The following is a 25,270-nucleotide window of genomic DNA, read 5'->3' as shown; positions in this document are numbered from 1 at the left end:
AGGGCGCAGTCACGGCCATCGCGGCCGCGGCCGGACTTTTTATGCGTCCCAACTCTCGTTTGCTCCTCGTCAGGATGGCGTGGCGAAGGGATCGGTCTCGACCAGCGCGGCCTATCGCCGGTTCAACACCCTGCCCGTCAGGTAGTCCAGCAGATAAACCTCGTGATTGAAGTCGATCACTTCAATCGCCGTAGGCAGGCACTGAAACCCCCCGGTGAAAATATCACGACCGTCTGTGGCCCAGATCGTTTCCCCTCTGAGGGATAATCGGGAGATTTGGAGTTCGCCGTGAGATATCAGCGCGCGATGCCGGTCGTCCCAATACACGCCGAAACACGACGCCCAATCGACCTCCAATGACCATTCCATCTTCGCGATCTGCAGGTCGAGGCACACCATCTGGTTGCCGACTGCAAGGAACAACCGATCGTCGAATTCGACGGCAGAATGTTGATGTACGGTCGTCGGCCCTCCACCCGCGCCGAAAACGACCGACCACTTCTCGTCGATACTGACCCCGTGGATCGAATAAGGTTTGGAGTCATCCAGACGGATTTCACTTTCGTACCGACGCAAATTGTCGGTCGATCCAAACGTGTAGGTCGGCTCATCCAACACCCTCACTCTTCCGCGAGGTGTGTCCAGAACCAGTTCTCTGTTGGGCATTGTCATCGTCGATCATGCATGCCTTGGGCTCGCCGGTCCTGATTCACCGAAATTCGGTAGACGGGCGGCGGCGATCGATTGCCAGGGAAAGGCGAACCATGAATCAGTCGCCCCTGCTCTTCTCCGGATAATACTGCGGCGCTTCGCGGCGGTCGTACATGCCGTAGTCTCTGGCGACTTCAACGACGCGGATGTTGTCGGCGCTGCGTTCGGATAGCAGTTGAGTGCTCAGTGTCACACCGGTGGCCTCGTCCGGCAGCGCGACGAGATGCGCGTAGCGGCTCTCGCGATACACGCTTGAAAAGCTCTCAACCGCGAGGCCCGTTAAAGTATTCAGCTGCGGCGCTGCGGTCTCCAGCACCAGCACATACGTCGGCGCTCGGCGCTTCGGATCATTGTACGTGCCGCGCCGCTCCGGCTGCCAGGCCGCCTGCCCCGGCCTCACCTCATGGACCAGCTCCGCCACGCGCAGGCGATAGTCGGAGAACACCTTGTCGCGGCCGAGGGTCTGGATGTCGTGGTGATGGGCGTGCACCCGCCACGCGGCCAGGGCGCCCTCGTCCTGCCAGATCTGGTAGGACAGGATCAGATTGTCGCGCGACAGGCTCCTGAAGCGATCGAGGAACAGGCAGCCGCCGAGCGCGTCGAGATCAGGCCGCAGCGCGGCGGCGAGCTGCAGATATTGGTCGAGCCGGCCCGGCTTGACCTCGACCTCGAAGAACAGCGACATCATGGCAAGGCTGCTCCTGGTTAGCTCGGCACGGATCCAATTGCTGCGTAGGGTGGGCAAAGCGGCACCGTCAGGCGACGCGTGCCCACCGTCGCGCGGTCAATTCCTCGGCAAGATGGTGGGCACGGCGCCATTGCGATCTCGCGTGAGGAGAGAGCGCGGCATCGCCTTTGCCCACCCTACCCGATCTCCAGCCGCATCCCGTCAAACGCCGGCACCACGCCGGTGGGCAGGCTCTGGCGCAGCACCTCGTAGTCGAGATCGGCGGTCATGTTGGTGATGACGGCGCGCCTCGGCTTGAATCGCTCGATCCAGGCGAGGGCGTCGTTGACCGAGAAATGGCTCGGATGCGACGCCGGGCGCAGGCCGTCGACGATCCAGAGGTCGAGATCCTCCAGCGCGCCCCAGCTCTCTTCCGGAATGTCGTTGAGATCCGGCGTGTAGGCGGCGTTGCCGATGCGATAGCCGAGCGCGGGGATGTTGCCGTGCTGGACCAGGAATGCCGTCAGCTCGAGCTCGCCGCCCTTGCCTTCCACCGCCTGGGTCTCGCCGGCCTCGATCGCATGCTGGGTCAGGATCGGTGGATAGTCGCTGCCGGGTGGCGAGATGAAGCAATAGGAGAACCGGTGCATGATGTCCTTGGCGGTCGACTGGTTCAGGTAGACCGGAATGCGCCGCCTCTGATGCATCACCACCGAGCGCAGATCGTCGATGCCATGGGTCTGGTCGGCATGCTCATGCGTCAGGAACACCGCGTCGATGTGATCGACATTCGTGTCGATTAGCTGCTCACGCAGGTCGGGCGAGGTGTCGATCACGACGCGAGTGACGCCATGCGCGCCGCGGCGCTCGGCCAGCAGCGAGCAGCGCCGCCGGCGATTCCTGGGGTTGTTCGGATCGCAGGCGCCCCATCCGAGCGCCGGGCGCGGCACGCCCGCCGAGGAGCCGCAGCCGAGGATGGTGAGCGTCAAGGTCATGCCAGCACCTCGGATCGCGGCACCTTGGAGAACAGCTTGAAGAAGGTCTCTGTGGTCTGGCGCGAGAACTCCTCGAACGACACGCCGCGGGTTTCCGCCAGCACCTTGGCGGTCTCCACCACATAGGCCGGCTCGTTGCGCTTGCCGCGGAATTTGCCGGGCGCGAGATACGGCGCGTCGGTCTCGACCATGATCCGGTCTGCCGGCACCTCGGCAGCCAGCGCACGCAGGGTGTCCGACTTCTTGAAGGTCACGATGCCGGTGAACGAGATGTGCAGTCCGAGATCGATCGCCTTCATCGCCAGCTCGCGTCCGCCGGTGTAGCAATGCAGCACGGCCTTGAAAGGACCGCGCGCCATCTCCTCGTCGAGGATGCGGCCGCACTGCTCGTCGGCCTCGCGGGTGTGGATCACCAGTGGCAGACCGGTCTCGCGGGCGGCCGCGATATGCGCGCGGAACCCGCGCTCCTGCGCGTCCTTGGAACCGTGGTCGTAGAAATTGTCCAGCCCGGCCTCGCCGAGCGCAACGACCTTGGGATGTTTGGTCAGTGCGATCAGTTCCTCGGCGGTGATGCCGTCCTCCTCGTCCGCGTTGTGCGGATGGGTGCCGACCGAGCAGTAGACGTTGTCGAACCGCTCGGCGATGGCGAGCAGCTCCGGCAGCCGCCGCACCCGCGTCGAGATCGTCACCAGGCGGCCGACGCCGGCGGCGGCGGCGCGTGCGACGATGCCGTCCAGATCCTCGGCAAAATCCGGAAAATCCAGGTGGCAGTGACTGTCGACCAGCATCACGCCGCCGTCGGCTCGATGTAGCGCGGGAACACCGCCTGCGGCGCCGGCAGCTGCGTGCCGGGCGCGATCCTCACCTCGCCACCGAGTTGCGCAAAGCTCCGCTCGTCCGCGGGGATGCCGAGGCTGTCCAGCAGCTTCGCGGAAGCCGTGGGCATCACCGGCTGGGTCAGGATCGCGACCTGCCGGATCACCTCGGCGGTGACGTAGAGCACCGTGTGCTGGCGCTTCGGATCGGTCTTGGCGAGCGCCCACGGCGCCTCGCCCGCGAAATAGCGGTTGGCCTCCGCCACGACAGACCACACGGCGTTGAGCCATTGGTGGATCTGCTGGGTCGCCATGGCTTTTCGCGCGGCACCGATCATGGCGTCGGCCTCCGCCAACATCGCCTTGTCGTTCGCCGAGAACTCGCCGGGCTCGGGCAGCACGCCTCCGAGCTGCTTGGCGATCATCGACAGCGAGCGCTGCGCGAGATTGCCGAGGTCGTTGGCGAGATCGGCATTGATGCGGGCGACGATGGCCTCGTGATTGTAGTTGCCGTCCTGGCCGAACGGCACCTCGCGCAGGAAGAAATAGCGCAGCTGGTCGACGCCATACTGGTCGGCGAGATTGAAGGGGTCCACGACGTTGCCGACCGATTTCGACATCTTCTCGCCCCGGTTGAACAGGAAGCCGTGGGCGTAGACGCGCTTCGGCACCGGCACGCCCGCCGACATCAGGAATGCCGGCCAGTACACCGCGTGGAAGCGGATGATGTCCTTGCCGATGACGTGGACGTCGGCCGGCCAGTACTTCCAATTGGCATCGTCTTCGTCGGGGAAGCCGACGCCGGTGATGTAGTTGGTCAGCGCGTCGACCCAGACATACATCACGTGCTCGTCGTCATGGGGCACCCGCACGCCCCAGTCGAAGGTGGTGCGCGAGATCGAGAGGTCCTTGAGCCCGCCCCTGACGAAGCTGATGATCTCGTTGCGCCGCGCGTCCGGGCCGATGAAATCCGGCTGATTCTCATAGAGCGAGAGCAGCTTGTCCTGGTAGGCGGATAGGCGGAAGAAATAGCTCTTCTCCTCGACCCATTCGACCGGCGTGCCCTGCGGTCCCCGGCGAACGTTGTCTTCGCCGACGACCGTCTCGTCCTCGGCGTAATAGGCCTCGTCGCGCACCGAGTACCAGCCGGCGTAGCTGTCGGCATAGATGTCGCCGTTCTCGCGCATGCGGTTCCAGATCGCCTGGACCGAGCGGTGATGCGCAGGCTCGGTGGTGCGGATGAAGCGGTCGAACGAGACGTTCAGCCGCTCGTCCATGTCGCGGAAGCGGCCGGCATTGCGCGTGGCGAGCTCGCCCGGCGTCAATCCCTCGTTCTGCGCGGTCTGCACCATCTTCAGGCCGTGCTCGTCGGTGCCGGTCAGGAAGTACACGTCCTTGCCGTCGAGCCGCGCGAAGCGCGCGATGGCGTCGGTCGCGATCGCCTCATAGGCGTGGCCGATATGCGGATTGCCATTGGGATAGGCGATCGCGGTAGTGACATAGAACGTATTCTGATCCACCGGCTCGGCTGCGATGGGAGTTGCAGCTTCCTCAACTTCGGGCACCTCGACCTCGGCGACCTCGACGTCGAGAACCTCGACATCAAGAACCACAGCCGCCTCGACCTTCGGCTTGCGCGGCGCCTTGGGCTTCGCGGCACGCGGCGGCTTCGGCGTTTCGACGACGGCCGGCGCGGCCGGCTGTTTCGTAGCGGCGGGCTTTTTCGTTGTTGCCGGCTTGGCGGACGTCTTGGCCGGGGGCGCTGCGGGCTTCGCGGCGGCCTTCTTGGCAGGCGCCTTCACAGCCTTCTTGGCGGCACCCTTCGCGACTTTCTTCGTCGCCTTCGCGGCCGGGGATTTGCTCTTGGCCTTCGCCGGCGCCGTCTTGGACTTGGCGGCCTTTGCTTTCGCTTTGGCCTTGGCGTCTTTGTCCTTCGCGGACGTCGCCTTGGCGGTGGCCTTTGCCTTCGCGGGGGCCTTCTTCGGTGCCTTGGCGGCGGCCTTCCTTGCGGCGCCCTTGCCTGCGGGCTTGCCCTTCTTCACGGTTGTCTTGCTGGCCTTGGCCACGGCAAATTCCTCTTTGACGACGTCGGTCGACGGATTGATCCTGGCGATCCCGGGATGATGGTCGGCGCGGTCAGCGCGTGGCTTCGGCGAGCATCCCGAACACCGAGAAAACCAGCGGTTTTCGTTCCAGATTATAGGATTCGGTGTCGCGCGCGGCGCGAACGATCTTTTCCCATACCTCCGCCAGCCGTGCAAGGCGCGGCAGTTCCGCATTGGGATCCGCGGCCCGGAGCCGCTCCGCCACCCAGCGCTCGATACTGTCGAGGAAGCTCGCCAGCGCGACCCGATCGCTGGTGCCGAGCGCGTCGCCCAGGGCATGCAGCTCGCTCGCGTCGATCCGCGGCAGGGTGGCGAGTAGCGCCGCCGTCCGGGTCTGCAGTTGCAGGCCGTCGCCGCCCATCAGCATCAGGGTGCGCGCGACGCTGCCCTCGGACGCCTTGGCCGCCTCTCGCAGTGCCGGATCGGCGGCCCCCATGCCAGCCGCCTCCGCCGCCGCGCTGATGACGTCGTCTGTCGACAGCGCCCGCAGCGCCAGCCTGCGGCAGCGCGACTTGATGGTGGCTAGCACCCGCGCCGGTGCGTGGCTGACCAGCAGGAACAGCGATTGCTGCGGTGGCTCCTCCAGAATCTTCAGCAGCGCATTGGCGGCGTTGGGATTGAGCTCGTCGACGGTGTCGACGATACAGACGCGCCAGCCCTCGACCGCCGCGGTCGAGCCGAAGAACGAGATCGTCTCGCGGGTCTCGTCCACGGTGATGACGGTGCGCAGCACGCCTTTGTCGTTGGCGGACCGCTCCAGGGTCAGCAGCCCGCCATGGGCCTCGGACGCGATCAATCGGGCGACGTGGTCGTCCGCATCGACGTACAGCGAATCGGCGGCGCGCACCGAGTCGGAGGCAGGATCGCGGTTGGCCAGGACGAAGCGCGCCATGCGATAAGCCAACGTCGCCTTGCCGATGCCCTGCGGGCCGCCGATCAGCCAGGCATGCGCCATCCGTCCACTGCGATAGGCTGCCAGCAGCGCCGCCTCGGCCTCGTGGTGTCCGAACAGAGCGGTGGTCTCGCGCGGGGGACGGACCGCGATCTCGGGCTCGACCTTGCGCGCGCTCATGACGCCGCCGCCACGGCCGTGAACAGCCGCTCGCGCACGGCGTCCCAGACGATATGCGACACCGTTTCCGCGCCGGCCGTCGCGTCGATCAGCACGCAGCGTCCGGGATCCTCGGCGGCGATCTTGTGAAAGGCGTCGCGCAGGCCCTTGTGGAACTTGATGTCTTCGCCCTCGAACCGGTCCGGAGTTCCAGTGCCGCGCCGCGCCGCCGCGCGCTGCAGGCCGACCTCGACGGGCACGTCCAGAATGAGGGTCAGATCCGGCTTGAGATCGCCGATCGTGACCCGCTGCATCGCATTGAGCACGTCGGGCGCAACCTTGCCCTGGCTGCCCTGATAGGCCCGGGTCGAATCGAAGAAGCGGTCGCACAATACCCAACTGCCCTGGTTCAGCGCCGGCAGAATCACGCTGCGCACATGGTCGTCGCGGGCGGCCGCGAACAGCAGGGTCTCGGCCTCGGCGCCGAGCAGCTTGCCCATGCCGGAGAGGACGAGGTGGCGCATGATCTCGGCGCCCGGTGATCCGCCGGGCTCGCGGGTCAGCACGACGCGCACGCCCTCTTTCTCCAGATGGTCCGCCAACATCTTGATTTGCGTGGATTTTCCGGCACCCTCGCCGCCCTCGAAGGTGACGAACCGGCCGCGGCCAGGACCACGTTTCAAAGCTAAATCCGCCATGTCTCTAGAGCTTCTCGGCCCCGGCGCGGAACATCCCGATCACGAGCTCGCTGGCCCCATCGATCGCGCGCCGCATCGTGGACCCCGTGCCCACCGCCTCCGCAGCATAGACGGGGGCCTCCATGGCGATATTGGGGCCGCGCCAGACCCTGACAATCCCGACCTTCTGACCTGGCTCGATCGGCGCCTTGACCGGGCCGCTGTAGACGATGCGCGCGATCAGCTTGTCACCACCGTTCTTCTGGACCATGACCTTGACGGGAACCGGGCTCGTCAGCTTGACCGAGCGGCTCTCGCCGCCGAACACCTTGGCATAGCCCAGCGTCTGGTCGGCGGCGAACAGAGTGCGGGTCTCGAAATTGCGGTAGCCCCACTCCAGCATCTTCTTGGCCTCGGTGGCGCGATCCTCCGCATCCTCCAGGCCGTTGACGACGACGATCAGCCGGGTGCCGTTCTGCACGGCCGAGCCGACCATGCCGTAGCCGCCGTCCTTGGTGAAGCCGGTCTTGAGCCCGTCGGCGCCTTCCATCGCGTTCAGCAGCGGATTGCGGTTCTGCTGCCGGATCTTGTTCCAGGTGAATTCCTTCTCTCCGAAGATCTTATAGAACTCCGGAAAATCCAGGATGATATGCCGGGCGAGCATCGCCAGCTCGCGCACCGTCATCTTGTTGCCCGGGTCGGGCAGCCCGTTGGAATTGGCGAAGGTCGATTTGGTCAGGCCGAGCTCGCGGGCGCGCTTGGTCATGTGCTCGGCGGCGAAGATCTTCTCGTTGCCGGCCATGCCTTCCGCGAGCGCGATGCAGGCGTCGTTGCCGCTCTGGATGATGGCGCCGTGCAGGAGATCGCTGACCGACACCTTGCTGTTGAGGGCTGCGAACATGGTCGAGCCGCCTGAGGGCGCCCCGCCCCTGCGCCAGGCGTTCTCGCTGATCCGGTATTCGTCGTTGAGCTTGATCGTGCCCTCTTTGACCGCGTTGAACACCACCTCCGCGGTCATCAGCTTCATCATGCTGGAGGGCGCGCGCAGCTCGTCCGCGTTCTTCTCGAACAGCACGCTACCGCTGGTCGCCTCCATCAGGATGGCAGTCGGCGCGTCGCCGTCGAAGCCGCCGTCGTCCTTGCGCGCGCCCTGGACGCTCTGGTTGGCCGCATACAACAGCCCGCTCCAGCCGAGAGCAATCACGGCTGTCAGGACAACGAATGCGCGCGTCGCCCGTCCGGAGGTGAAACCGGAGCGACGGAACGGGTAGGTCATGAAATCCATCGGCTAAGCTCTGGAGCGCGCACGGAATCTAGCAGCTGCCCGGTGTCCAAACAACACGGCAGTCCTGCGGATGGAGCGGCTGTCCCGTGATTTGCACGGCCCGGCGCGCGGTGCGATACAGCGGGACGGACAATCAAAATCGAGACATCGAGGGGGAAGGGGTGGCATCGACACGGATCGTCAAGGCCAATGGCGTCGAGCTGTTCGTGCGCGAACAGGGCGAAGGGCCGCTCGTGGTGCTGTGCCACGGCTGGCCCGAACTGTCCTATTCGTGGCGGCACCAGATTCCGGCCCTTGCCGCGGCCGGCCATCGCGTCGTGGCGCCGGACATGCGCGGCTTCGGCCGGTCGCAGGCGCCTGACGACGTCGCCGCCTATTCGATCTTCGACATCGTCGGCGACATGGTGGCGCTGGTCACGGCGCTCGGCGAGCGTCAGGCGGTCATCATCGGTCACGACTGGGGCGCGCCGGTGGCCTGGCATGCGGCGCTGTTCCGCCCGGACATGTTCACGGCCGTCGCAGGCTTGAGCGTCCCGCCGCCGTTTCGCGGCCGTTGCCGTCCGCTCGACACGCTGAGGGCCGGCGGCATCGAGAATTTCTACTGGCAGTATTTTCAAACGCCGGGCCTCGCCGAGGCCGAGTTCGAGCGCGACGTCGCACTGACGATGCGCACGATGCTGGCGCGCGGCTTCTCCGATCCGCAGGCGCTGTTCGTCGCACCCGGCAACGGCTTCCTCGGCGCCGCAAACCCCGACCTGCCTCTGCCTGCATGGCTGAGCGAGGCCGATCTCGCCGAGTTCATTGCGGCCTATCGCGTCTCCGGCTTTCGCGGCGGCCTGAACTGGTACCGCAACATCGATCGCAACTGGGAGCTCACCGCGCCCTGGCAGGACGCGCCGATCCGGCAGCCGTCGCTGTTCATCGCGGGCAGCGAGGACGCGGTCGTGACCGGGCTGATCGGTGCCAAGCGCGTTCAGGAGATGGAGCGCGTGCTGCCGGATCTGAGGCGCAAGCTGATCATTGATGGCGCCGGGCACTGGATCCAGCAGGAATGCGCTGACGAGGTGAATGCGGCCCTGATTGCGTTCCTGCGCGAGGTGGCGCCTGCTCGCCCCTGAGTCGGATGGAGCTCAGCGTGCGAGCGCCAGCTCCATCTTGCGATGCGACGCGGTCGCACCGTCGGTGACATCCAGGAATCCCAGCCGGGCGTAGAATCGCGCCGCGTCTTCATTCGCCGTCGCGACTGCGAGCGAGAGCACCTCTGCACCCTGCTCCCGCGCCGCCGCGGCGACCGCCTGCATGATCTCGCGTCCGACGCCCGCGTTGCGGGCACCCGGCAATAGCGCGAGATCCACCACGTGCCATCGCGACGCCCCGCGATCGAGCAGCAGACGTCCGACCGGTGCACCGTCGCGCAGGATGATCAGCGATCGGGCCTCGGGACACTGCGCTGCGTAGCCCGCGACCTGCGCGTGGTATTGCTGCGCGAGCACGAGCTCGAGCATCGCCGGAGGCAGACCGCCCGTGACGAGTTGTGCGCCTTTGACGGATTTGAAGAGGTCGCGCAGGAACGGCTCGTCCGCGATCCCGGCGAGCCTCAGGCGCAATCGGGCGTCGCTTGAGACGATCTCGGATTCGATCGTCGTCATGCCGACCGAACCCAACGGTCAGGAGTTGTTGAACGACGGGAAGATCCCAGCATAGGCGATGCACCAGATCAGCGCCTGGGTCGGCTGCGTATTGTCGTGCGGCAGCCCCTGCCCGGTCAACGTCATTGCGTTCGGTGCAAAAGTGGTGGTGCTCGGCAGCGGCACGAAGCCATTGAAGGTCGGATCGATGGCGGCCATGCTTCCGGCCGTTCCAGGACCGGGCGCCGCATTTGCCGCCGTCTTGCTCCCCAGCTGCAGGCCGTGGGTGTGGGCCGCCATCTCGCTGGTGACCAGGCCGACCGTGCTGCTCCCGATCGATTCGCCGATGACGCGCGGCTCGAGGCCCGGACCGTCGCCTTGACCGTTGGTGACGCTGCCGCTCAGATTGGGCAGCTGAAAATTGCTCGTGCCATTGCCGCCGTAATAGGTGCCGATCAAGGCGAACAAAGGCGTGAACCGCTGGATCGGCAGCAACTGGCCGAAACAGGGCAGCCAGGCCTGGTTGAAGCCCTGGGCGGCAAAGGTAAACGGAAAGGCCTGGATTTCGCCGATATACGGGTCTGACACGGAATCTCTCCTCAAATCCACTGAAGCGCGAAATCGATCGATATGAATGGGCGGGAGGCGTGATCAGCCCGCGGACGGAAAGATGCCGAGGTAACAGATGCAGTAGTTGCCGACGACCGTCGGCATGATGTTGTTGTGTGGGAAATTGTTGCCCGCCAATGCGACGCAAGCGGCCATCGTCTCGTACGGCGCGGCGTCCGCTGCCGGCGCGTAGAGATTTCCGGATGACGCCGTCGCCAGATGAACCGTCGCGCTCGGCGCCGACGTCTCTGCTGTGGCGGTCGACGACATCAGCGCGTGGCCGTGCACCGGCATTTCGTTGGCGATCAGGACATGTCCATCCTCGCCCGCAATTTCGCCGAGCACATAGAGCGGCAGAGCCGGCCCCTGCCCCTGGCCGATCGGCACGCGGCCGCGCAAATCGGGGGCATTGAAGGTCTGCACGCCATCGCCGCCATAGGTCGTGCCGATGATGGCATAGAGCGTGTCGTATTGCGAGATCGGCAGGCTTTGTCCGTTGCAGGCCAGCCAGCCATCCGGAATCCGTGGGAACCCGAACAGCCGAATTTCGCCGATAAAGGGGTCTGACATCGCTGCGGTCCCTTTCAAAGCATCAATTGACAGCAAAGCAGTTCAAAGAATGATGCGCCTCTCGCGAAGCGCAGTCCTGGAAGAAACTCGAATTGAAAGCGGTTGGCCGAAGCTGGGCGCCTCGCAGCCGGAATCTCAGTCGCGGGATGGATAGACGCCGTTGAGCGCAATCATGTAGTTGATGACGAGATAGGGCTGCATGTTGTTGTGAGCTTGATTGCCGCCTTGATCGAGGACATTCGTGCCCGGCGCCAGCGGCACCTCGGCGCTGCCTGCAGTCAGGAAAATCATTTTTGGACTGGCTGGCGGGATGGTGTTGGTTCCGAACAGATTGTTGGTCGCCGCCGCACCGCGTCCCGCTCCCTGCGCTGTCGATGCCTGAACCATGTGGTTATGGCTCGGAAGCTGCTGCGCGTTCAGGGTCACTGAAACCGTGCCGCTGGTCATGCCGGCAGGAAAATTGCCACCACTGCCGCTGGATCCGAGAATCGCGCGGCCGCGCAAGTCGGGCAGCCCGAACGTCCTGATCCCATCACCGCCGTAATACGTGCCGAGCAATGAAAACAGCGCCTGATTGGTCTGAATGGCCAGGAGGGCGCCGTTGCACGGCGCCCATCCCTTCGGCACCGTCGTGCCGGCAAAGGGCATGATCTGACCCAGGATGGGTTGTAACGGCATGCTCCCCCTCTTCCAGCGATGGATCGCCTTGTCATTGAAGCGCGGAATATCGACGCGCGATCGATTAAAACGCAGTGCATTACGATGCATATGCTCGCCAGGATTGTTAGTGGGTGGAACTGAAACAGTCAAGCCCTACGCGCGCAGTCAACGCACGAGACAACTTCTAGCAGTGTCGCTCGCGCCTGGAATTGCCTGCAACCCAACAGGAGCTACCCCGCGACGGCGCTTTTCGGGGTTGTTCCACCAAACACTGATCTGTTGCTGAGTTGCAACTAGAGCTCGAAAATCGGGCGCGCCGATCGGGTTTCGCACGGAACTGGCGGGGTGGCTTCTTGCTCGCGGCGCGCAGTCACGTCCTAATGCAAGGTAACATGTAGAACTCAATTTATCTGATCAATTATTGCGCCGGCATCGTCAACTTGAAGTTGATGCCGCGAAGGGGGCCTGGTGGTTTTCACGAGACGGACCCGACAGAGTTGTCTGGCCTCATTGCGTGTGTTCGCAGGGCAAGCAATGCGATTGATCTGCGTAGCTGCAGCCCTGACGCATGCTTGGCCGCGCTGTCGGGGCCTGAATGCGATCATCGCGACGGTTCTGCGGCGAGGGCGCATCGCGAATCGCACTGCCGGGATCTGGATGCGGGTCCGTGCCATGGGGCACGCATTCGCCCACGCTATCGGCTGCGCGCTCGACAGACCGCCGGCACACCCGTCCTGCCCTGCGACAGCCCCTGCCTCCCGACCCGGCAAAGCCGGCGCCCGACGCTACGCCATTGTCTCGGCAGTCGTGGGGCTCGTATCCTTTGCTGCAAGTGACGCCTGGGCTGCCAATTGCGGGGCAGTGTCCGCATTGACGGTGTCGACCAGCATCGCGCTGAACTCGCAGATCACATTCAGCGTCAATGGGGCCACCGGTCCCGGCGCGGCGCTCGTGCCGAAAACGGGCACACAATACAATCGAATCGCCAACAGCGGCCTGTACAATGCATGCGGAACCGACACGAATACCGGTTTCCCGATTACCGGGAGCGGCGCCGGAGACACTTCCGCATCGATCGCGGGTTCGAATGGGGGCGTCTACACGATTACGCCAATAGAGACGATCGATCCCAATAACGGCAATGCCTACTACGTAACTTATAATCTGACGATGACGACGGCGCCGCCGACGACCTCCGACACGATCATTCTGAACTATTCGTCGACGACTGATGTTGGCACTGGCACGTTCGGCACCACCGACAGTGGCCTGACCATCTCGCTCACGAACGTCACGCCCAGCCTCTCTGTCACCGCATTGTCACCGAATTCCGGCCCGACCGCAGGCGGCAACTCGGTCGTCATCACCGGCACCGGATTCACCGGAACCACCGGCGCCGGCGGCGTGAAGTTCGGTTCGACCAATGCGACCAGCTACGTGGTCAACTCCAACACCCAGATCACGGCGGTCGCGCCGGCCGGGTCGGCGGGCACCGTCAATGTGACGGTCACCAATGGCGCCCCATCCCAGGCGGCGGCGGGGAATCAATACACCTATGTGGCCGCGCCCACGGTATCGTCGATCGCACCGACATCGGGACCCGGCGCCGGCGGTACATCTGTCGTCATCACCGGCACCGGCTTCACCGGCGCGACCGCGGTCAATTTCGGCGCCACGCCTGCGACTGGATTCACGGTCAACTCGGCCACCCAGGTCACCGCGACGTCGCCGGCCGGGACCGGCACCGTCGATGTGACCGTCACCACTGTGGGCGGAACATCGGCCACGTCTGCTGCCGATCAGTTCACCTACATCCCTGCTCCGACCGTGACCTCGATCTCGCCGACCTCTGGGCCCGGTTCCGGCGGCACCACGGTGACCATCACCGGCACCAACTTCACTGGCGCCACTGCCGTCAATTTCGGCGCCACACCCGCGACCGGCTTCACGGTCAACTCGGCGACTTCCATCACCGCGACCTCGCCCGCCGGCACCGGCACCGTCGACGTCAGGGTCACGACGGCGGGCGGCACGTCGGCCACCTCGGCGTCCGACCAATTCACCTACATCCCTGCACCGACGGTGACCTCGATCTCGCCGATCTCGGGTCCCGTGGCGGGCGGCACGACGGTCACCGTCACCGGCACCAACTTCACTGGCGCCACCGCCGTCAATTTCGGCGCCACGCCTGCAACCGGGTTCACGGTCAACTCGGCGACCTCGATTACCGCGACCGCGCCGGCCGGCACGGGGACCGTCGATGTCAGGGTCACCACGGCTGGCGGCACATCGGCCACCTCGGCGTCCGACCAGTTCACCTATGTCGCCGCGCCGACGGTGACGTCGATCTCGCCGACGGCAGGTCCGCAGACCGGCGGCACCACGGTGGTCATCACCGGTACCGGCCTGAGCGGCGCCACCGCGGTGAATTTCGGCGCGACACCCGCGGCCGGCTTCACGGTCAATTCGGCGACGCAGATCACGGCGACCTCGCCGGCCGGCACCGGCACGGTCGATGTGACCGTGACCACGGTCGGCGGCACCTCGGCGACCTCGGCCGCGGACCAGTTCACCTATGTCGCGGCGCCGACGGTGACCTCGATCTCGCCGACGTCGGGGCCCGGTGCGGGCGGCACCACGGTGACGATCACCGGCACCAACCTGAGCGGCGCCACGGCGGTCAATTTCGGCGCCACGCCCGCGACCGGCTTCACGGTCAACTCGGCCACTTCGATCACGGCGACCTCGCCGGCCGGCACCGGCACGGTCGACGTCAGGGTCACCACCGCTGGCGGCACATCGGCCACCTCGGCGTCCGACCAGTTCACCTATATCCCTGCACCGACCGTGACCTCGATCTCGCCAACCTCGGGTCCCGTGGCCGGCGGCACGACGGTCACCATCACCGGCACCAACTTCACTGGCGCCACCGCCGTCAATTTCGGCGCCACACCTGCGACCGGATTCACGGTCAATTCGGCGACCTCAATCACCGCGACCTCGCCGGCCGGCACCGGCACGGTCGACGTCAGGGTCACCACCGCTGGCGGCACATCGGCCACCTCGGCGTCCGACCAGTTCACCTATATCGGGACGCCGACGGTGACGTCGATCTCGCCAACGGCGGGACCGACGGCCGGTGGCACGACCGTCACGATCACTGGCACCAATCTGAGCGGTGCCACCGCGGTCAATTTCGGTGCGACGCCGGCGGCCGGCTTCACGGTCAATTCCGCCACCTCGATCACGGCGACTTCACCCGCCGGCACCGGCACGGTCGACGTGACGGTGACCACTGTCGGAGGCACCTCGGCCACCTCGGCCACAGATCAGTTCACCTATGTCGCCGCCCCGACGGTGACATCAATCTCGCCGACCTCGGGCCCGGGTGCCGGCGGAACCACGGTGACCATCACCGGCACCAATTTGTCGGGCGCCACGGCGGTCAATTTCGGCGCCACGCCGGCGACCGGCTTCACGGTCAACTCGGCCACCTCGATCACGGCGACCTCGCCGGCTGGCACGGGCACGGTCGATGTCAGGGTCACGACCGCCGGCGGCACGTCAGCCACCTCGGCGGCCGACCAGTTCACCTACATCCCTGCGCCGACGGTGACCTCGATCTCGCCGACCTCGGGGCCAGCGGCCGGCGGCACGACGGTGACCATCACCGGCACCAATTTCACCGGTGCGACGGCCGTCAATTTCGGCGCCACACCCGCGACCGGCTTCACGGTCAACTCGGCCACCTCGATCACGGCCACCTCGCCGGCCGGCACGGGGACCGTCGATGTCAGGGTCACGACCACGGGCGGCACGTCGGCGACCTCGGTGGCCGATCAGTTCACCTATATCGGGCCGCCGGCCGTGACATCGGTTTCACCGACATCCGGGCCTGTTGCAGGCGGCACCTCGGTCACCATCACCGGCACCAGTTTCACCGGGGCGACCGCGGTGAATTTCGGCGCGACGCCTGCGACCGGGTTCACGGTCAATTCCGCCACCTCGATCACGGCGACCTCACCGGCGGGCACCGGCACGGTCGACGTCCGCGTGACAACGCCGAGCGGCACCTCGGCAACGTCGGCCGCCGATCAGTTCACCTACTCGCCGGTGCCGACCGTGACGTCGATCGCGCCGACCGCCGGGCCGTTGGCGGGGGGCACGTCCGTGGCCATCACCGGGACCGGCTTCACCGGCGCCACGGCGGTGAATTTCGGCGCGACGCCGGCAACCGGCTTCACCGTCAACTCCGCCACCTCGATCACCGCGACCGCGCCAGCCGGCGCCGGCACCGTCGACATCAGGGTGACCACCGTCGGCGGCACGTCGGCCACCTCTGCAGCGGATCAATTCACCTATACGACCGCTCCGTCCGTCACCTCGGTCGCACCGACCTCCGGGCCTGCGATCGGCGGCACCACGGTCACCATCACCGGCACCGGCTTCACCGGGGCGACCGCGGTGAATTTTGGTGCGACGCCAGCGACCGGCTTCACGGTCAACTCGGCCACCTCGATCACCGCAACCTCGCCAGCGGGGACCGGCACGGTCGACGTCAGGGTCACCTCCGCCGGCGGCACGTCGGCGACGTCGGCCGCCGACCAGTTCAGCTATTTCGGCGCGCCGACCGTGACGTCGATCTCGCCGACGTCGGGCCCCGCGGCGGGCGGCACCACGGTGACCATCGCCGGCACCGGCTTCGCCGGGACCACCGGCGCCGGAGGCGTGAAGTTCGGCGCCGTCAATGCGCAGAGCTACACCGTCAACTCAGCGACCTCCATCACGGCAGTCTCGCCCGCCGGTAGCGGGACGGTCGACATCACCGTCACCAACAGCGGCCAGACCTCCGCCACCTCAGCCGCGGACCGCTTCGCCTATCAGTCGGCAGCGACGCAGACGACGCTCGCCTCCTCGCAGAACCCGAGCCAGGCGGGCCAACCCGTGACGTTCACGGCAACGGTCACCGGGTCGGGTGGAACGCCGACGGGCACGGTCACGTTCAGCGACAACGGCACGGCGATCGGAACGGCGACACTGAGCGGCGGCATTGCGACCTTCACCACATCGGCGCTTACAGTGGGCAGCCACACCATCACGGCAAACTATGGCGGCAGTCCCAGCTTTGCGGCCAGCACCTCGCCCGGCCTCGCGCAGACCGTGAACGTGCCGCTCGACAGCGTCAGGCTGCGCGCTCTGCAGCTCAACGTCACCAAAATGGTGGCGCAGAATTCGGGACAGGCCATCTCCGGGGCGATCGACGAAGCCATCGGCGATGGCTTCAACGATGGCGGGGCCTTCCTGACCCCCGGCAATGGCCGCATGCGCTTCAATTTCTCCGCCGATCCGCGTGACCAGGACAACGCCGTGCCCCTGCCCGGCGCGGCCGATTCGGGCAGCAGCGCCTATGGCGCCGATCGCAGCGGCGGCCTCATCGATGGCAGATCCGGCCGGGGCCGGTCGCGGATCGACAATGCCTTCGCGGCGATCGACCCGCAGCTGCCGAAGAAAGCCGCGCCCAGATGGCATGAGGACAAGCAATGGCTGCTGTGGGCCGACGTGCGCGGCACCGGCATCGACCGCTGGGGCACCACGACCACCGGCGGCGTCACTCAGGCAGCCCAGTCCTCGCTCTACGGCCAGCAGCTCAACGCGCTGATCGGGCTGACCTACAAGGTCGCACCGAATGTCCTGGTAGGCGCGCTCGGTGGGTATGAGACCTTCAGCTACACCGAGCAGGACATCAACGGAAAGCTCAAGGGCGATGGCTGGACGGTCGGCGCCTATCTCGGCTGGAAGCTGTCGCCGACGCTGCGCTACGATGCGGCGGTGGCCTATTCCGGCATCGGCTACAACGGCACCGCCGGCACCGCGCAGGGCAATTTCAACGGCCAGCGCTGGCTGGTGTCGACCGGGCTCACCGGCATGTACCAGGCCTATGGCTTCCTGCTCGAGCCCTCGGCCAAGGTCTATGCGCTGTGGGAGCACGAGAACGCCTATGTCGATTCGCTCGGCACTCGGCAGGGCACCCATGATTTCGCCAACGGCCGCGCCTCCGGCGGCCTGAGGGCGGCCTACCCCGTGGCCTGGCTCGACAGCGGCCTCGTGCTGACGCCGTTCGTCGGCCTGTATGGCGACTACTACTTCAACAAGGAGGATGCCGCGGCGCTCGTCGGCACCGCTCTCTCCTCGACGCCGCTGCTCCAGGGCTGGTCCGCGCGTGCCACCGGAGGGCTCGGCATCAGGACGCCGGGCGGGGCCAGCGTGGGCCTCGGCGCCGAGCTCGGCGGCATCGGCAGCGCCACCCAGATCTGGACCTACTCGGCCAGGGCGCGGGTGCCGTTCTCGGCGCAGTAATGCAGCGGGCTTTGGTTCGGTGGGCTTTGGTTCAGTGGGCTTGGGCGACCGCCGCTCGGGCGACCACCGGAATCAAAACCGCCCCGAAAGGGGCGGTTCACGCGAGCTGGCCGTCGTGGCCGTCGCGCCGATCTCAGTACAGCCCGCGGCCGCTCATGATGTCGCGGGCTTCGGCTGCGCCGTCGTTCGCCTCCGCCCTGCCGCCCTGCGGGATGTAGCGGCCGTCCTGGTCGTAGGACACGGCGCGCGGATTATCGAGGCTGCGCCCTCTCGTCCGGCTGGAGGCCGACAGTTCCGAGGTCGCCCCGACCGAGGCCATGTCGGCCGAGGTGTTTCCGAGCGTATAGGGTCGCCCCTCCGGCAGCGGGATCTCGCCGCGAATCGGCCGGCCGGTGCCGCCCATCTCGGGCACGAACGGTCTGGCCGAGGCCACGCGCACCAGGGACGGTGCCGGCGCCGGGATGCCGGTGCGCAAGGTCGCCATCAGCTGGGTGTCGTCGGAGCCCTCCAGCGGGGCGCGGCCGACATATTCGACCCGGACCTTGGCGATGCCGTTGCCCTTGAACTCGAGCAGATCGGCCGCCTTGTTGGAGACGTCGATCAGCCGGTTGCCATGGTAGGGGCCGCGATCGTTGATGCGGACGATCAGCGATTTGCCGTTGGCGAGATTGGTGACGCGGGCGTAGCTCGGCAGCGGCAGGGTCGGATGGGCGGCGGTCAGCGACGTCATGTCGAAGACCTCGCCATTGGCGGTCAGGCGGCCGTGGAAATCATCGCCGTACCAGGACGCCATGCCCTCGGCACGATAGTTGGCGTCCTCTTCCGGAACGTAGGTCTTGCCGGCCACGGTGTAGGGCTTGCCGATTCGATAGACGCCGCCGCCCTTCGGCACCGGCTCGCCAAAACCGACGACGCGCGGGCTCGACGACACGCCGTATTTCGGGTCGACCCTGCTGGCAAACTTGTTGGACGAGGCGCAGTTCGCGACCATCAGGCAGGCGAGAACCGCGACGGCACACCGCACCGCCTGCTCGACCGGATCTGTTCGACCAATCCCCATCGACCCCAAATACCAATTTGCCGTTTCGCCCGACCGTTCAGGCCGGCGCGTCTCAGCTTTTCCCCGAGTCGCGTCCCCCGCAACTCAATGCACGAGACTAACGCAACCCGAACACGGCGGAAATGGGGTGGCCCCCGCCGTGGTTAACCGGAGCTTTCCGGCGGTTGCTCATCGATGCGCTCGCCGCCCACGCGTGCACTACTCCGCGTCTCGTTGTTGCGACTGCACCTTTTTGGACACATATGTTGCGCGAAATCCTCACTTAGGACGGTTCTCATTTTCCGGGACCTGAATCATTTTGACTGTGCAGGGCTGCACGTCGTTTCCTTCACACGGGGCGCAACGAGGGTGTGTTCGCGATGATCGAAGCAATGACAGCAGTGATGGGCTTGGTTGGCGCCGGGATCTTCCTCGCTCATGCGTTTGAAGGGGTCCGTTCGCGGGCCTGACGCTGAAACGGCCGAACAGCCGACGGCAAGGTCGGCTTTCGTCGGCTGCAAGAGCGACATTTCAAGAACGACACTTCAGGACCGACCTGGAGCTGGACATTTCAACGAGCGATATTTTTCTCGAACGACCGCGTGGGTTCCGCGCCATTGGGTGAGTTCGAACCGGCCGTTCAGCCGCAGCAGGTGGGCCGTGCGACATCGAGACTTGCTTTCGGGCGGCTTTCTCGCCCTGGCTGCAGTAAGCACGGTGGTTTTGTGCTCGGGCTTGATGGTTTTTGCGTTCAGGTGAAGGCGGGTTTTTGAACGAACGAGATTCGGCTCGCTCGTGAAAGCGCCGTTGACGAGCCGCAAGCCAGCACCCTAAACAAGTGTCGCCATGATGCCGCGCCGTCGATTGCGTGCGCATCGGCGCATTCCGGAAACGGCGCCGGATGGAAGGGTGGCCGAGTGGTTTAAGGCACCGGTCTTGAAAACCGGCGTGCCCGCAAGGGTACCGTGGGTTCGAATCCCACCCCTTCCGCCAATTGCCGTCTTCGATCGCTCATGGAATCGCTTCCCCGATCGGCTAGCCGGCCGACGTCGTTGGATCGTTATGTGCCAAATCGCCCGCGACTGAGCTGTTGGTCTCAGCGCACGCTTTCGTCCCGGTGAACGACGTCTCAACGTACAATCCGTCTACGACTCGCAGTTCAGCATCCATTGCACGCCGAACCGGTCGGTGAGTTTGCCGTAATAGGTCCCCCACGGCTGCACTGCGAGCGGCGTCGTCACCTTGCCGCCGTCAGCGAGCTTTGCGAACAAAGCGTCGGTCGTCGTGCGATCGTCGATGATGAGCATGTGGGCGGAGCCGCGCATCGGCTCGGCGTGGTGATTGTCCGATGCGAAGAACAGGACTCCCGGTCCTTCGAACCGCGCATGCATCACCTTGCCTCGCATGGCCTCACTTGCGACCGGAATGCCCTGCTCTCCATGGCGCACGAGCGTCGTGACATGGCCGAGCCCGCAGGCCGTGTAGAAGGCAAGTGCGGCGTCGCATTGCGTCGTGAAGAAGAGATAGTTTGCCAGCTGCATCGTCGTCTCCTGGCGCCGACGCGCCTCAGCACGTCTCGCCGCATGCGAACAGCGATCGCACCCGTACACACCGGTCACTCTCTATCGATACACGTTGATCGCGCTTTCGACAAGCAATAAAGAGAGATTGCTCTCAATGAGGTCGGCGATGCGCTACAGCGCGGAACACAAACAGGAAACCAGGGCCAGGGTCGTCGCGGCGGCAGGCCGGCTGTTTCGAACGGCGGGTTATGGCGGCGCCGGCATCGACGCCTTGACCAAGGCCGCGGGCGTCACGAATGGCGCGTTCTACGGACACTTCAAATCGAAGAGCGAAGCCTTCCGCACGGCGGTGCTGTCCGGCCTGGATGAATTGCGGCATGGGGTGGCCGTGCTCAAGGCGAGCGAACCGAACGGGTGGCTCGAGACCTTCGTGAACTTCTACCTGGGCTACAAGCGGACCTGCGATCTCGGCGAGAGCTGTGCCTTGCCGAGCCTGTCAGCCGACGTGATGCGCGCGGATCGTCAGACGCGCGCGGCCTATACCGCCGAACTGAGGCGTCTTGTCGGGGAGATCGCCGCGGGCCTGCCCCGAGATGGTGACGCAGCAGCGTATACCCCCGCGCAGGCTGATCAGGCGATCGTGCTGCTGGCCATGCTCAGCGGCGGGGTGACTCTTGCCCGCGCCGTTTCGGACCCGGCTCTGTCCGAACGTATTGCCAAGCTCGTCGCGCAGGCAGCATTGCGCCTTGCCGCCACTCCGCCATAGTGAGATGATCGCAGCCGCAGCCTTTGTCGCTCCCGGGGTGACGGTCGGCCGGGCCGCGACGAGTTGAGGCAGCCTGCCGTTTGGTCAAAATCCTTCAACGGTTCAGGCGAGCTTCGTAACGCGCATGCCGCGTGCCCTAGCCGTTTTGCAGAGGCGCCGTCGTGGGCTCGACACCGACCCGCTCCATCAGCTCGCGAACATCCTCGATGCGGTGATTGAGCAGGTTGTGCGTCTCGTTTAGCGTCCAGCGCAGCTCATCCAGCGCGCCCGGCGCCTCGTCGGGAAAATGCGACAGATGATAGATCATCTCGTTGAGGACCTGCCGGAGCCCATACAGATCGTCATGAGCCAGCTTCTGGACGTCCAGCTGGCCCAACAGGCGCTGCACGAAGCTGCGACGATCGGTCGGCACGTGGCGCAGATCGACGAACCGGTTGACGTGAAAGGCCCGCGGCATCTCGGTGCTGCCGGCCGCATGAGCCAGCGCGGCGCGCACGCTGTCCGTGGCGAGATCCTCGGTGTCGACGGAGAGCGAGTTCGTGAACAAGCGCTTATGTTTTTCGATCAGGGCGTGAGTCTTGTCGTAGTACCAGCCGAACTTGTCGGTCAGCGACAGATCCGTCCATTGCGGCTTCGACATCTCCCCGAAATGGAAAGCCGTCGGACGCTTCCGTAGCGCGGCCGGCGAATCGGCGTAGTAGACATGGTTCTGCGGCGACAGCTCTGCATTCTCGGCCAGACTGGCGATGCACGCCGCCCGGTCGCGGCGTCGCAGATGCACCAGCGTGACCTGATCGCCGAGCAGGTCGGCGATGATCGGCAGGACGGCCGCATAGCCGTTGCCGACGACGCACGCATATGGGCAGTCGAGGATCAACTGACGAATCTCGGCCTCGACGCTGCCGTCATTGCCTTCCTTGAGCCGGCAGAACAACTCGTTGAGTTCGCTCGACCCCCATTCGTGCACCGCCTTGTCGCCGTTGCCCTGACTGTCGAAGACGTCCTGCATCATCCGTGCGAGAGACGTCGTTCCGTCGCGGCCCGTTCCCACGCAGAGCACCCGCAGCGCGGAAGCAGGTGTATTCTTCAACGTAGGCCCAACTTGGCCGTTGCCGGCGAGAACTGCCGATTCTTTGCAGGAGACCGCCGCCGCACGTGGCCGCGTCAGCCGGCGAAGCTCGGCGGAGGCCGACTCCGCGTGGAGCTTGTGGCCGTCGCGCTCATCGCGCAGGCGGCCCATGATCACGCCCATTTCCTCAGTGATGCGCTTGTAGCGCTGCGCGTCATCCTTCGCAGCCCTCAATTCCGACTGCAAGGCCTCGATGAAGCGGTTGGCGTCTGCGTCGAGCCGGTCTGCAATGCTGGCTTCGCCAGGTCCCAACCGCTCTTTGATCCAGCGGCGCACTTGCAGTTTCGACAATAACCTTCCTCCAAATAGGCGGGGCGGCACGGGTTTCTCCCGGCGACCAAATAACTTCGTAATAAATAAGTACGTCGCAATTGAATGCGACACAATCGCAATGAACGTTACAATACGTTTCTGCTCAATCGCAGCTTCCCGCCGGCCAATCCCGCAAATATCCAACTCATGGTAAGCACGTCAGCGTGCAGGCGCCGGGAGACTGCCTGTCGTCGGCTTTGCGGTCAATACGATCCGCCCGCAGCCGGAATGCGAGCCGATATTCCCTGCCATCACGGCTCTCCGGCCAGGTGCCGTGCCAAAGCACCCGTCCCGGCCGTTGTCGTCGCCCGACCGTGTCCGAACCCATGCGGTGTCCGGTCACCAGGCGCAAAGCGAGCGCGCGGTCGGCGTCAGCTCGGACACCTCGATCGGCCGCCAGCACTGTTCGTCGATGCGCGGCAGGATGTGGCCCGTCCAGTCCGAGTTGCAGGCGAGCTGTTCACGGCAGCGGGCCAGGCTGGCCGCATCCGCGTGGCATTCGAGCCAGACGAACACCGTCTCGCCTTCGCGCACCGGGAGTCTTGAAAAGCCGTTCGTGCTGCGGTCGCTGACGAACATGGCGTCGATGCGCGCGCCCGCGTCGCGCAGGGCCGGATAGGCGCGCTCGGAGAAGAAATCGGCGAAATCCGAGTCCCGCCCCGGCGCCAGCGAACAGATGTTGACGACGACGATGCCGCGCGCGTGCCCACGCGCCGTTTCTCTGTCGCGCGGCAGATTGTGTGCGAACGGCCGCATCGCGCCGGCCGGCTTGAGCAGCAGCACATTGTGGGAATTGAGCATCGTCGCATTCGCCGCCGTACCATGCGCCCGCCAGATGTCGCCCGTATAGAACGACTGCAGCGCCTGCGATCGTGACTCCATGTCCGCGAAGGAACGGACCCACACGAAGGCATCGGCATCCTTCTCGTCCCTGAACTCGCCCTCGATGCGCATTCCCAATGACTCTTGGGGTTCAACGAACGCGGCGTCGAACAGCTTGATCAGCGTCTCCCGGCCACCCGGGCGCAGGCGGTAGCGGCGCAGTTCGAAGATGGAATGATCCCGCATATCAGCCCTCTCTCGACAGGTCGATCGTCCTGTTTTTTATAACAGGGCGATTGACCTGTTTTGTCAAGCCGCTATTGTCGGCGCGACCATGACGGCATCCAGACGAACCAACGACCCGGAGGGCGTGCGCCGGCGCATCGTCGACAGCGCCTATGACGCGTTCGTGCGTCACGGTTACCTCGCAACGGGAATGCTGGAGATCCGCGAGAAGGCGTCGGTGTCGGGCGGCGCCATGGCGCATCATTTCCCGGCCAAGCGTGACCTTGGGCTGGCTGTGATCCAGGACCGGGTGGCGCAGGCCGTCGCAGAGGCCTGGATCGTTCCGCTGGATGCCCATGTCGACGCGCCCACGGCCATTGACGGCATCTTTGCCAGCATCATCGGCGAGTTGACGCGCAAGCGTGCGGTGTCCGGCTGCCCGCTCAACAACATGGCCATGGAGATCTCGCCGCACGACCCGGACATGCGCGTCGCGCTCAGCGGCATCTTCACGGCCTGGCATGATGCCCTGCGTGCGAAGTTCTACGCCGACATTCTCGCCGGCCGGGCCCGCGACCTGCACCCGGACAGCCTTGCCACCCTCGTCATCGCGGCCTATTCCGGCGCAATGGCAATGGCCAAGGCGCGCCAGGATGCCATCCCGCTGGTCGATGCGAGAGCCGAGCTGGCAGCGCTGCTCGCCATAAAGTATCGCGGCGTCACGACGGCGCGCTGACGCGAGGCGTGCGTGCTCCAGATCCGCGACGCCTGATTAGTCCAGCCCGCGCTCACGGCCGAGGCGGACCATCTCGTCGTCGAGGCTGGTGACCAGCGACTCCGAGGCGTCGGCGACCGCGCGCTGGTCGGCGGCGCGGTCGATCAGGAACTTTGTTGCCTTCGCGGGCGCCCTGCTCGACACCCTTGAACAATCCCTGCGCGGCAACCTGACGCGCCGGCGCCGTCGAGGCGCCAACAACACAACCCCTGCTGCGGTGCAGAGACGCCGGCGCATCGCCATCCCCTACCGGCGGATCGTCATTGGCTCCCGCTCCCTCGCCGCCCCCCCGAGTCCGCTCCGGCGATGTCGACCGGCGGCCTCCGAGGCGGCCGAATTCTATCGTTGCCGCAACGTGCAAGTCCGTCGGTCGCGCGACGTGCACACGCGATGATCCTCTCCACGATGCTCATAGCTTTGCGTTGCGGTGCCGATCGCTGCGACGCAATCGTTGCACAGGCTGCGACGAAATGTGCCCACCCTTGGTTCTCAGTTTCGCCTCACCTGCTTTCTCGACAGCCGCGCGCAATTCTGCTCTGATTGCACCGA

21 protein-coding genes and 1 tRNA gene are annotated in these 25,270 nt (G+C 65.6%); 5 read left to right on the top strand and 17 right to left on the bottom strand.

All coding sequences use genetic code 11. The features are described 5' to 3' along the window. Window positions 1-111 precede the first annotated feature (111 nt). The 8 genes from ACQR1B_RS30205 to ACQR1B_RS30170 all read right to left on the bottom strand — a co-directional run bounded on the left by ACQR1B_RS30205 (window position 112) and on the right by ACQR1B_RS30170 (window position 8,297). A complete protein-coding gene (locus tag ACQR1B_RS30205) occupies window positions 112-615 on the bottom strand; it encodes a hypothetical protein (protein WP_434836309.1) in 504 nt (167 codons plus the stop codon). 154 nt (window positions 616-769) lie between these two features. Continuing rightward, entirely contained in the window at window positions 770-1,399 is a 630-nt protein-coding gene (locus ACQR1B_RS30200) for an antibiotic biosynthesis monooxygenase family protein (protein ID WP_434836308.1), read from the bottom strand. 176 nt (window positions 1,400-1,575) lie between these two features. Next, complete coding sequence (locus ACQR1B_RS30195) at window positions 1,576-2,373, bottom strand: MBL fold metallo-hydrolase (protein ID WP_434836307.1); 798 nt, start codon at window positions 2,371-2,373, stop codon at window positions 1,576-1,578. Then, the gene (locus ACQR1B_RS30190; RefSeq protein ID WP_434836306.1) at window positions 2,370-3,161 is read right to left on the bottom strand and encodes a TatD family hydrolase; all 792 of its coding nucleotides are present in this window, start codon (window positions 3,159-3,161) and stop codon (window positions 2,370-2,372) included. The genes ACQR1B_RS30195 and ACQR1B_RS30190 overlap by 4 nt, the downstream gene beginning before the upstream one ends. After that, window positions 3,161-5,254 (bottom strand): methionine--tRNA ligase, encoded by a 2,094-nt coding sequence (metG, locus tag ACQR1B_RS30185; RefSeq protein ID WP_434836305.1) that lies wholly within the window; start codon window positions 5,252-5,254, stop codon window positions 3,161-3,163. The genes ACQR1B_RS30190 and metG overlap by 1 nt, the downstream gene beginning before the upstream one ends. 70 nt (window positions 5,255-5,324) lie before the next feature. Beyond that, window positions 5,325-6,365: a DNA polymerase III subunit delta' gene (locus tag ACQR1B_RS30180; protein WP_434836304.1), complete on the bottom strand. Its 1,041-nt coding sequence runs from the start codon at window positions 6,363-6,365 to the stop codon at window positions 5,325-5,327. After that, on the bottom strand, window positions 6,362-7,042 hold the full coding sequence (tmk, locus tag ACQR1B_RS30175; RefSeq protein ID WP_434836303.1) for a dTMP kinase: 681 nt from the start codon (window positions 7,040-7,042) through the stop codon (window positions 6,362-6,364). Before tmk ends, ACQR1B_RS30180 begins: the two co-directional genes overlap by 4 nt. Window positions 7,043-7,046: 4 nt before the next feature. Further along, the gene (locus ACQR1B_RS30170) at window positions 7,047-8,297 is read right to left on the bottom strand and encodes a D-alanyl-D-alanine carboxypeptidase family protein (protein WP_434836302.1); all 1,251 of its coding nucleotides are present in this window, start codon (window positions 8,295-8,297) and stop codon (window positions 7,047-7,049) included. 170 nt (window positions 8,298-8,467) lie between these two features. Here ACQR1B_RS30170 and ACQR1B_RS30165 point away from each other — a divergent pair, with 170 nt between their 5' ends. Beyond that, window positions 8,468-9,424 carry an alpha/beta fold hydrolase gene (locus ACQR1B_RS30165; protein ID WP_434836301.1) on the top strand — a complete coding sequence of 319 codons (957 nt, stop codon included), beginning with the start codon at window positions 8,468-8,470 and terminating at the stop codon, window positions 9,422-9,424. Window positions 9,425-9,436: 12 nt separating this feature from the next. Here ACQR1B_RS30165 and ACQR1B_RS30160 read toward each other — a convergent pair whose 3' ends face one another. From ACQR1B_RS30160 to ACQR1B_RS30145, 4 genes are all read right to left on the bottom strand, one after another. After that, window positions 9,437-9,955 carry a GNAT family N-acetyltransferase gene (locus ACQR1B_RS30160; RefSeq protein ID WP_434836300.1) on the bottom strand — a complete coding sequence of 173 codons (519 nt, stop codon included), beginning with the start codon at window positions 9,953-9,955 and terminating at the stop codon, window positions 9,437-9,439. A gap of 18 nt (window positions 9,956-9,973) precedes the next feature. Then, window positions 9,974-10,522 (bottom strand): phage tail protein, encoded by a 549-nt coding sequence (locus ACQR1B_RS30155; protein WP_434836299.1) that lies wholly within the window; start codon window positions 10,520-10,522, stop codon window positions 9,974-9,976. A gap of 63 nt (window positions 10,523-10,585) precedes the next feature. Beyond that, window positions 10,586-11,113 carry a phage tail protein gene (locus ACQR1B_RS30150; RefSeq protein WP_434836298.1) on the bottom strand — a complete coding sequence of 176 codons (528 nt, stop codon included), beginning with the start codon at window positions 11,111-11,113 and terminating at the stop codon, window positions 10,586-10,588. Window positions 11,114-11,248: 135 nt separating this feature from the next. After that, window positions 11,249-11,791, bottom strand: coding sequence for a phage tail protein (locus ACQR1B_RS30145; RefSeq protein WP_434836360.1), 543 nt, complete (start codon window positions 11,789-11,791; stop codon window positions 11,249-11,251). Window positions 11,792-12,943: 1,152 nt separating this feature from the next. Between ACQR1B_RS30145 and ACQR1B_RS30140 the strand changes: the two genes are divergently transcribed. Beyond that, complete coding sequence (locus tag ACQR1B_RS30140; RefSeq protein WP_434836297.1) at window positions 12,944-18,130, top strand: IPT/TIG domain-containing protein; 5,187 nt, start codon at window positions 12,944-12,946, stop codon at window positions 18,128-18,130. 133 nt (window positions 18,131-18,263) lie between these two features. Here the strand turns inward: ACQR1B_RS30140 and ACQR1B_RS30135 are convergent, their stop codons facing one another. Beyond that, window positions 18,264-19,190, bottom strand: coding sequence for a septal ring lytic transglycosylase RlpA family protein (locus tag ACQR1B_RS30135; RefSeq protein WP_434836296.1), 927 nt, complete (start codon window positions 19,188-19,190; stop codon window positions 18,264-18,266). A gap of 882 nt (window positions 19,191-20,072) precedes the next feature. Between ACQR1B_RS30135 and ACQR1B_RS30130 the strand changes: the two genes are divergently transcribed. Continuing rightward, window positions 20,073-20,162 (top strand) — tRNA-Ser (locus tag ACQR1B_RS30130). A 152-nt stretch (window positions 20,163-20,314) separates the two neighbouring features. Here ACQR1B_RS30130 and ACQR1B_RS30125 read toward each other — a convergent pair. Beyond that, window positions 20,315-20,710: a VOC family protein gene (locus tag ACQR1B_RS30125; protein ID WP_434836295.1), complete on the bottom strand. Its 396-nt coding sequence runs from the start codon at window positions 20,708-20,710 to the stop codon at window positions 20,315-20,317. Window positions 20,711-20,858: 148 nt separating this feature from the next. Here ACQR1B_RS30125 and ACQR1B_RS30120 point away from each other — a divergent pair, with 148 nt between their 5' ends. Next, on the top strand, window positions 20,859-21,458 hold the full coding sequence (locus tag ACQR1B_RS30120) for a TetR/AcrR family transcriptional regulator (RefSeq protein ID WP_434836294.1): 600 nt from the start codon (window positions 20,859-20,861) through the stop codon (window positions 21,456-21,458). Between the two features lie 136 nt (window positions 21,459-21,594). Here ACQR1B_RS30120 and ACQR1B_RS30115 read toward each other — a convergent pair whose 3' ends face one another. Next, the gene (locus tag ACQR1B_RS30115) at window positions 21,595-23,043 is read right to left on the bottom strand and encodes a hypothetical protein (protein ID WP_434836293.1); all 1,449 of its coding nucleotides are present in this window, start codon (window positions 23,041-23,043) and stop codon (window positions 21,595-21,597) included. Window positions 23,044-23,238: 195 nt separating this feature from the next. Further along, on the bottom strand, window positions 23,239-23,967 hold the full coding sequence (locus ACQR1B_RS30110) for an NIPSNAP family protein (protein ID WP_434836292.1): 729 nt from the start codon (window positions 23,965-23,967) through the stop codon (window positions 23,239-23,241). An 88-nt stretch (window positions 23,968-24,055) separates the two neighbouring features. On the opposite strand from ACQR1B_RS30110, the gene ACQR1B_RS30105 reads away from it, so the two are divergent. Further along, complete coding sequence (locus ACQR1B_RS30105) at window positions 24,056-24,682, top strand: TetR/AcrR family transcriptional regulator (RefSeq protein ID WP_434836291.1); 627 nt, start codon at window positions 24,056-24,058, stop codon at window positions 24,680-24,682. Between the two features lie 36 nt (window positions 24,683-24,718). On the opposite strand, the gene ACQR1B_RS30100 is transcribed toward ACQR1B_RS30105, so the two are convergent. Beyond that, window positions 24,719-24,865: a hypothetical protein gene (locus ACQR1B_RS30100; protein WP_434836290.1), complete on the bottom strand. Its 147-nt coding sequence runs from the start codon at window positions 24,863-24,865 to the stop codon at window positions 24,719-24,721. Between the last annotated feature and the right edge of the window lie 405 nt (window positions 24,866-25,270).

Source organism: Bradyrhizobium oligotrophicum, from assembly GCF_051168495.1.
Classification (GTDB): Bacteria; Pseudomonadota; Alphaproteobacteria; order Rhizobiales; family Xanthobacteraceae; genus Bradyrhizobium; species Bradyrhizobium oligotrophicum_A.
This window is presented reverse-complemented; position numbering and strand designations above follow the sequence as displayed.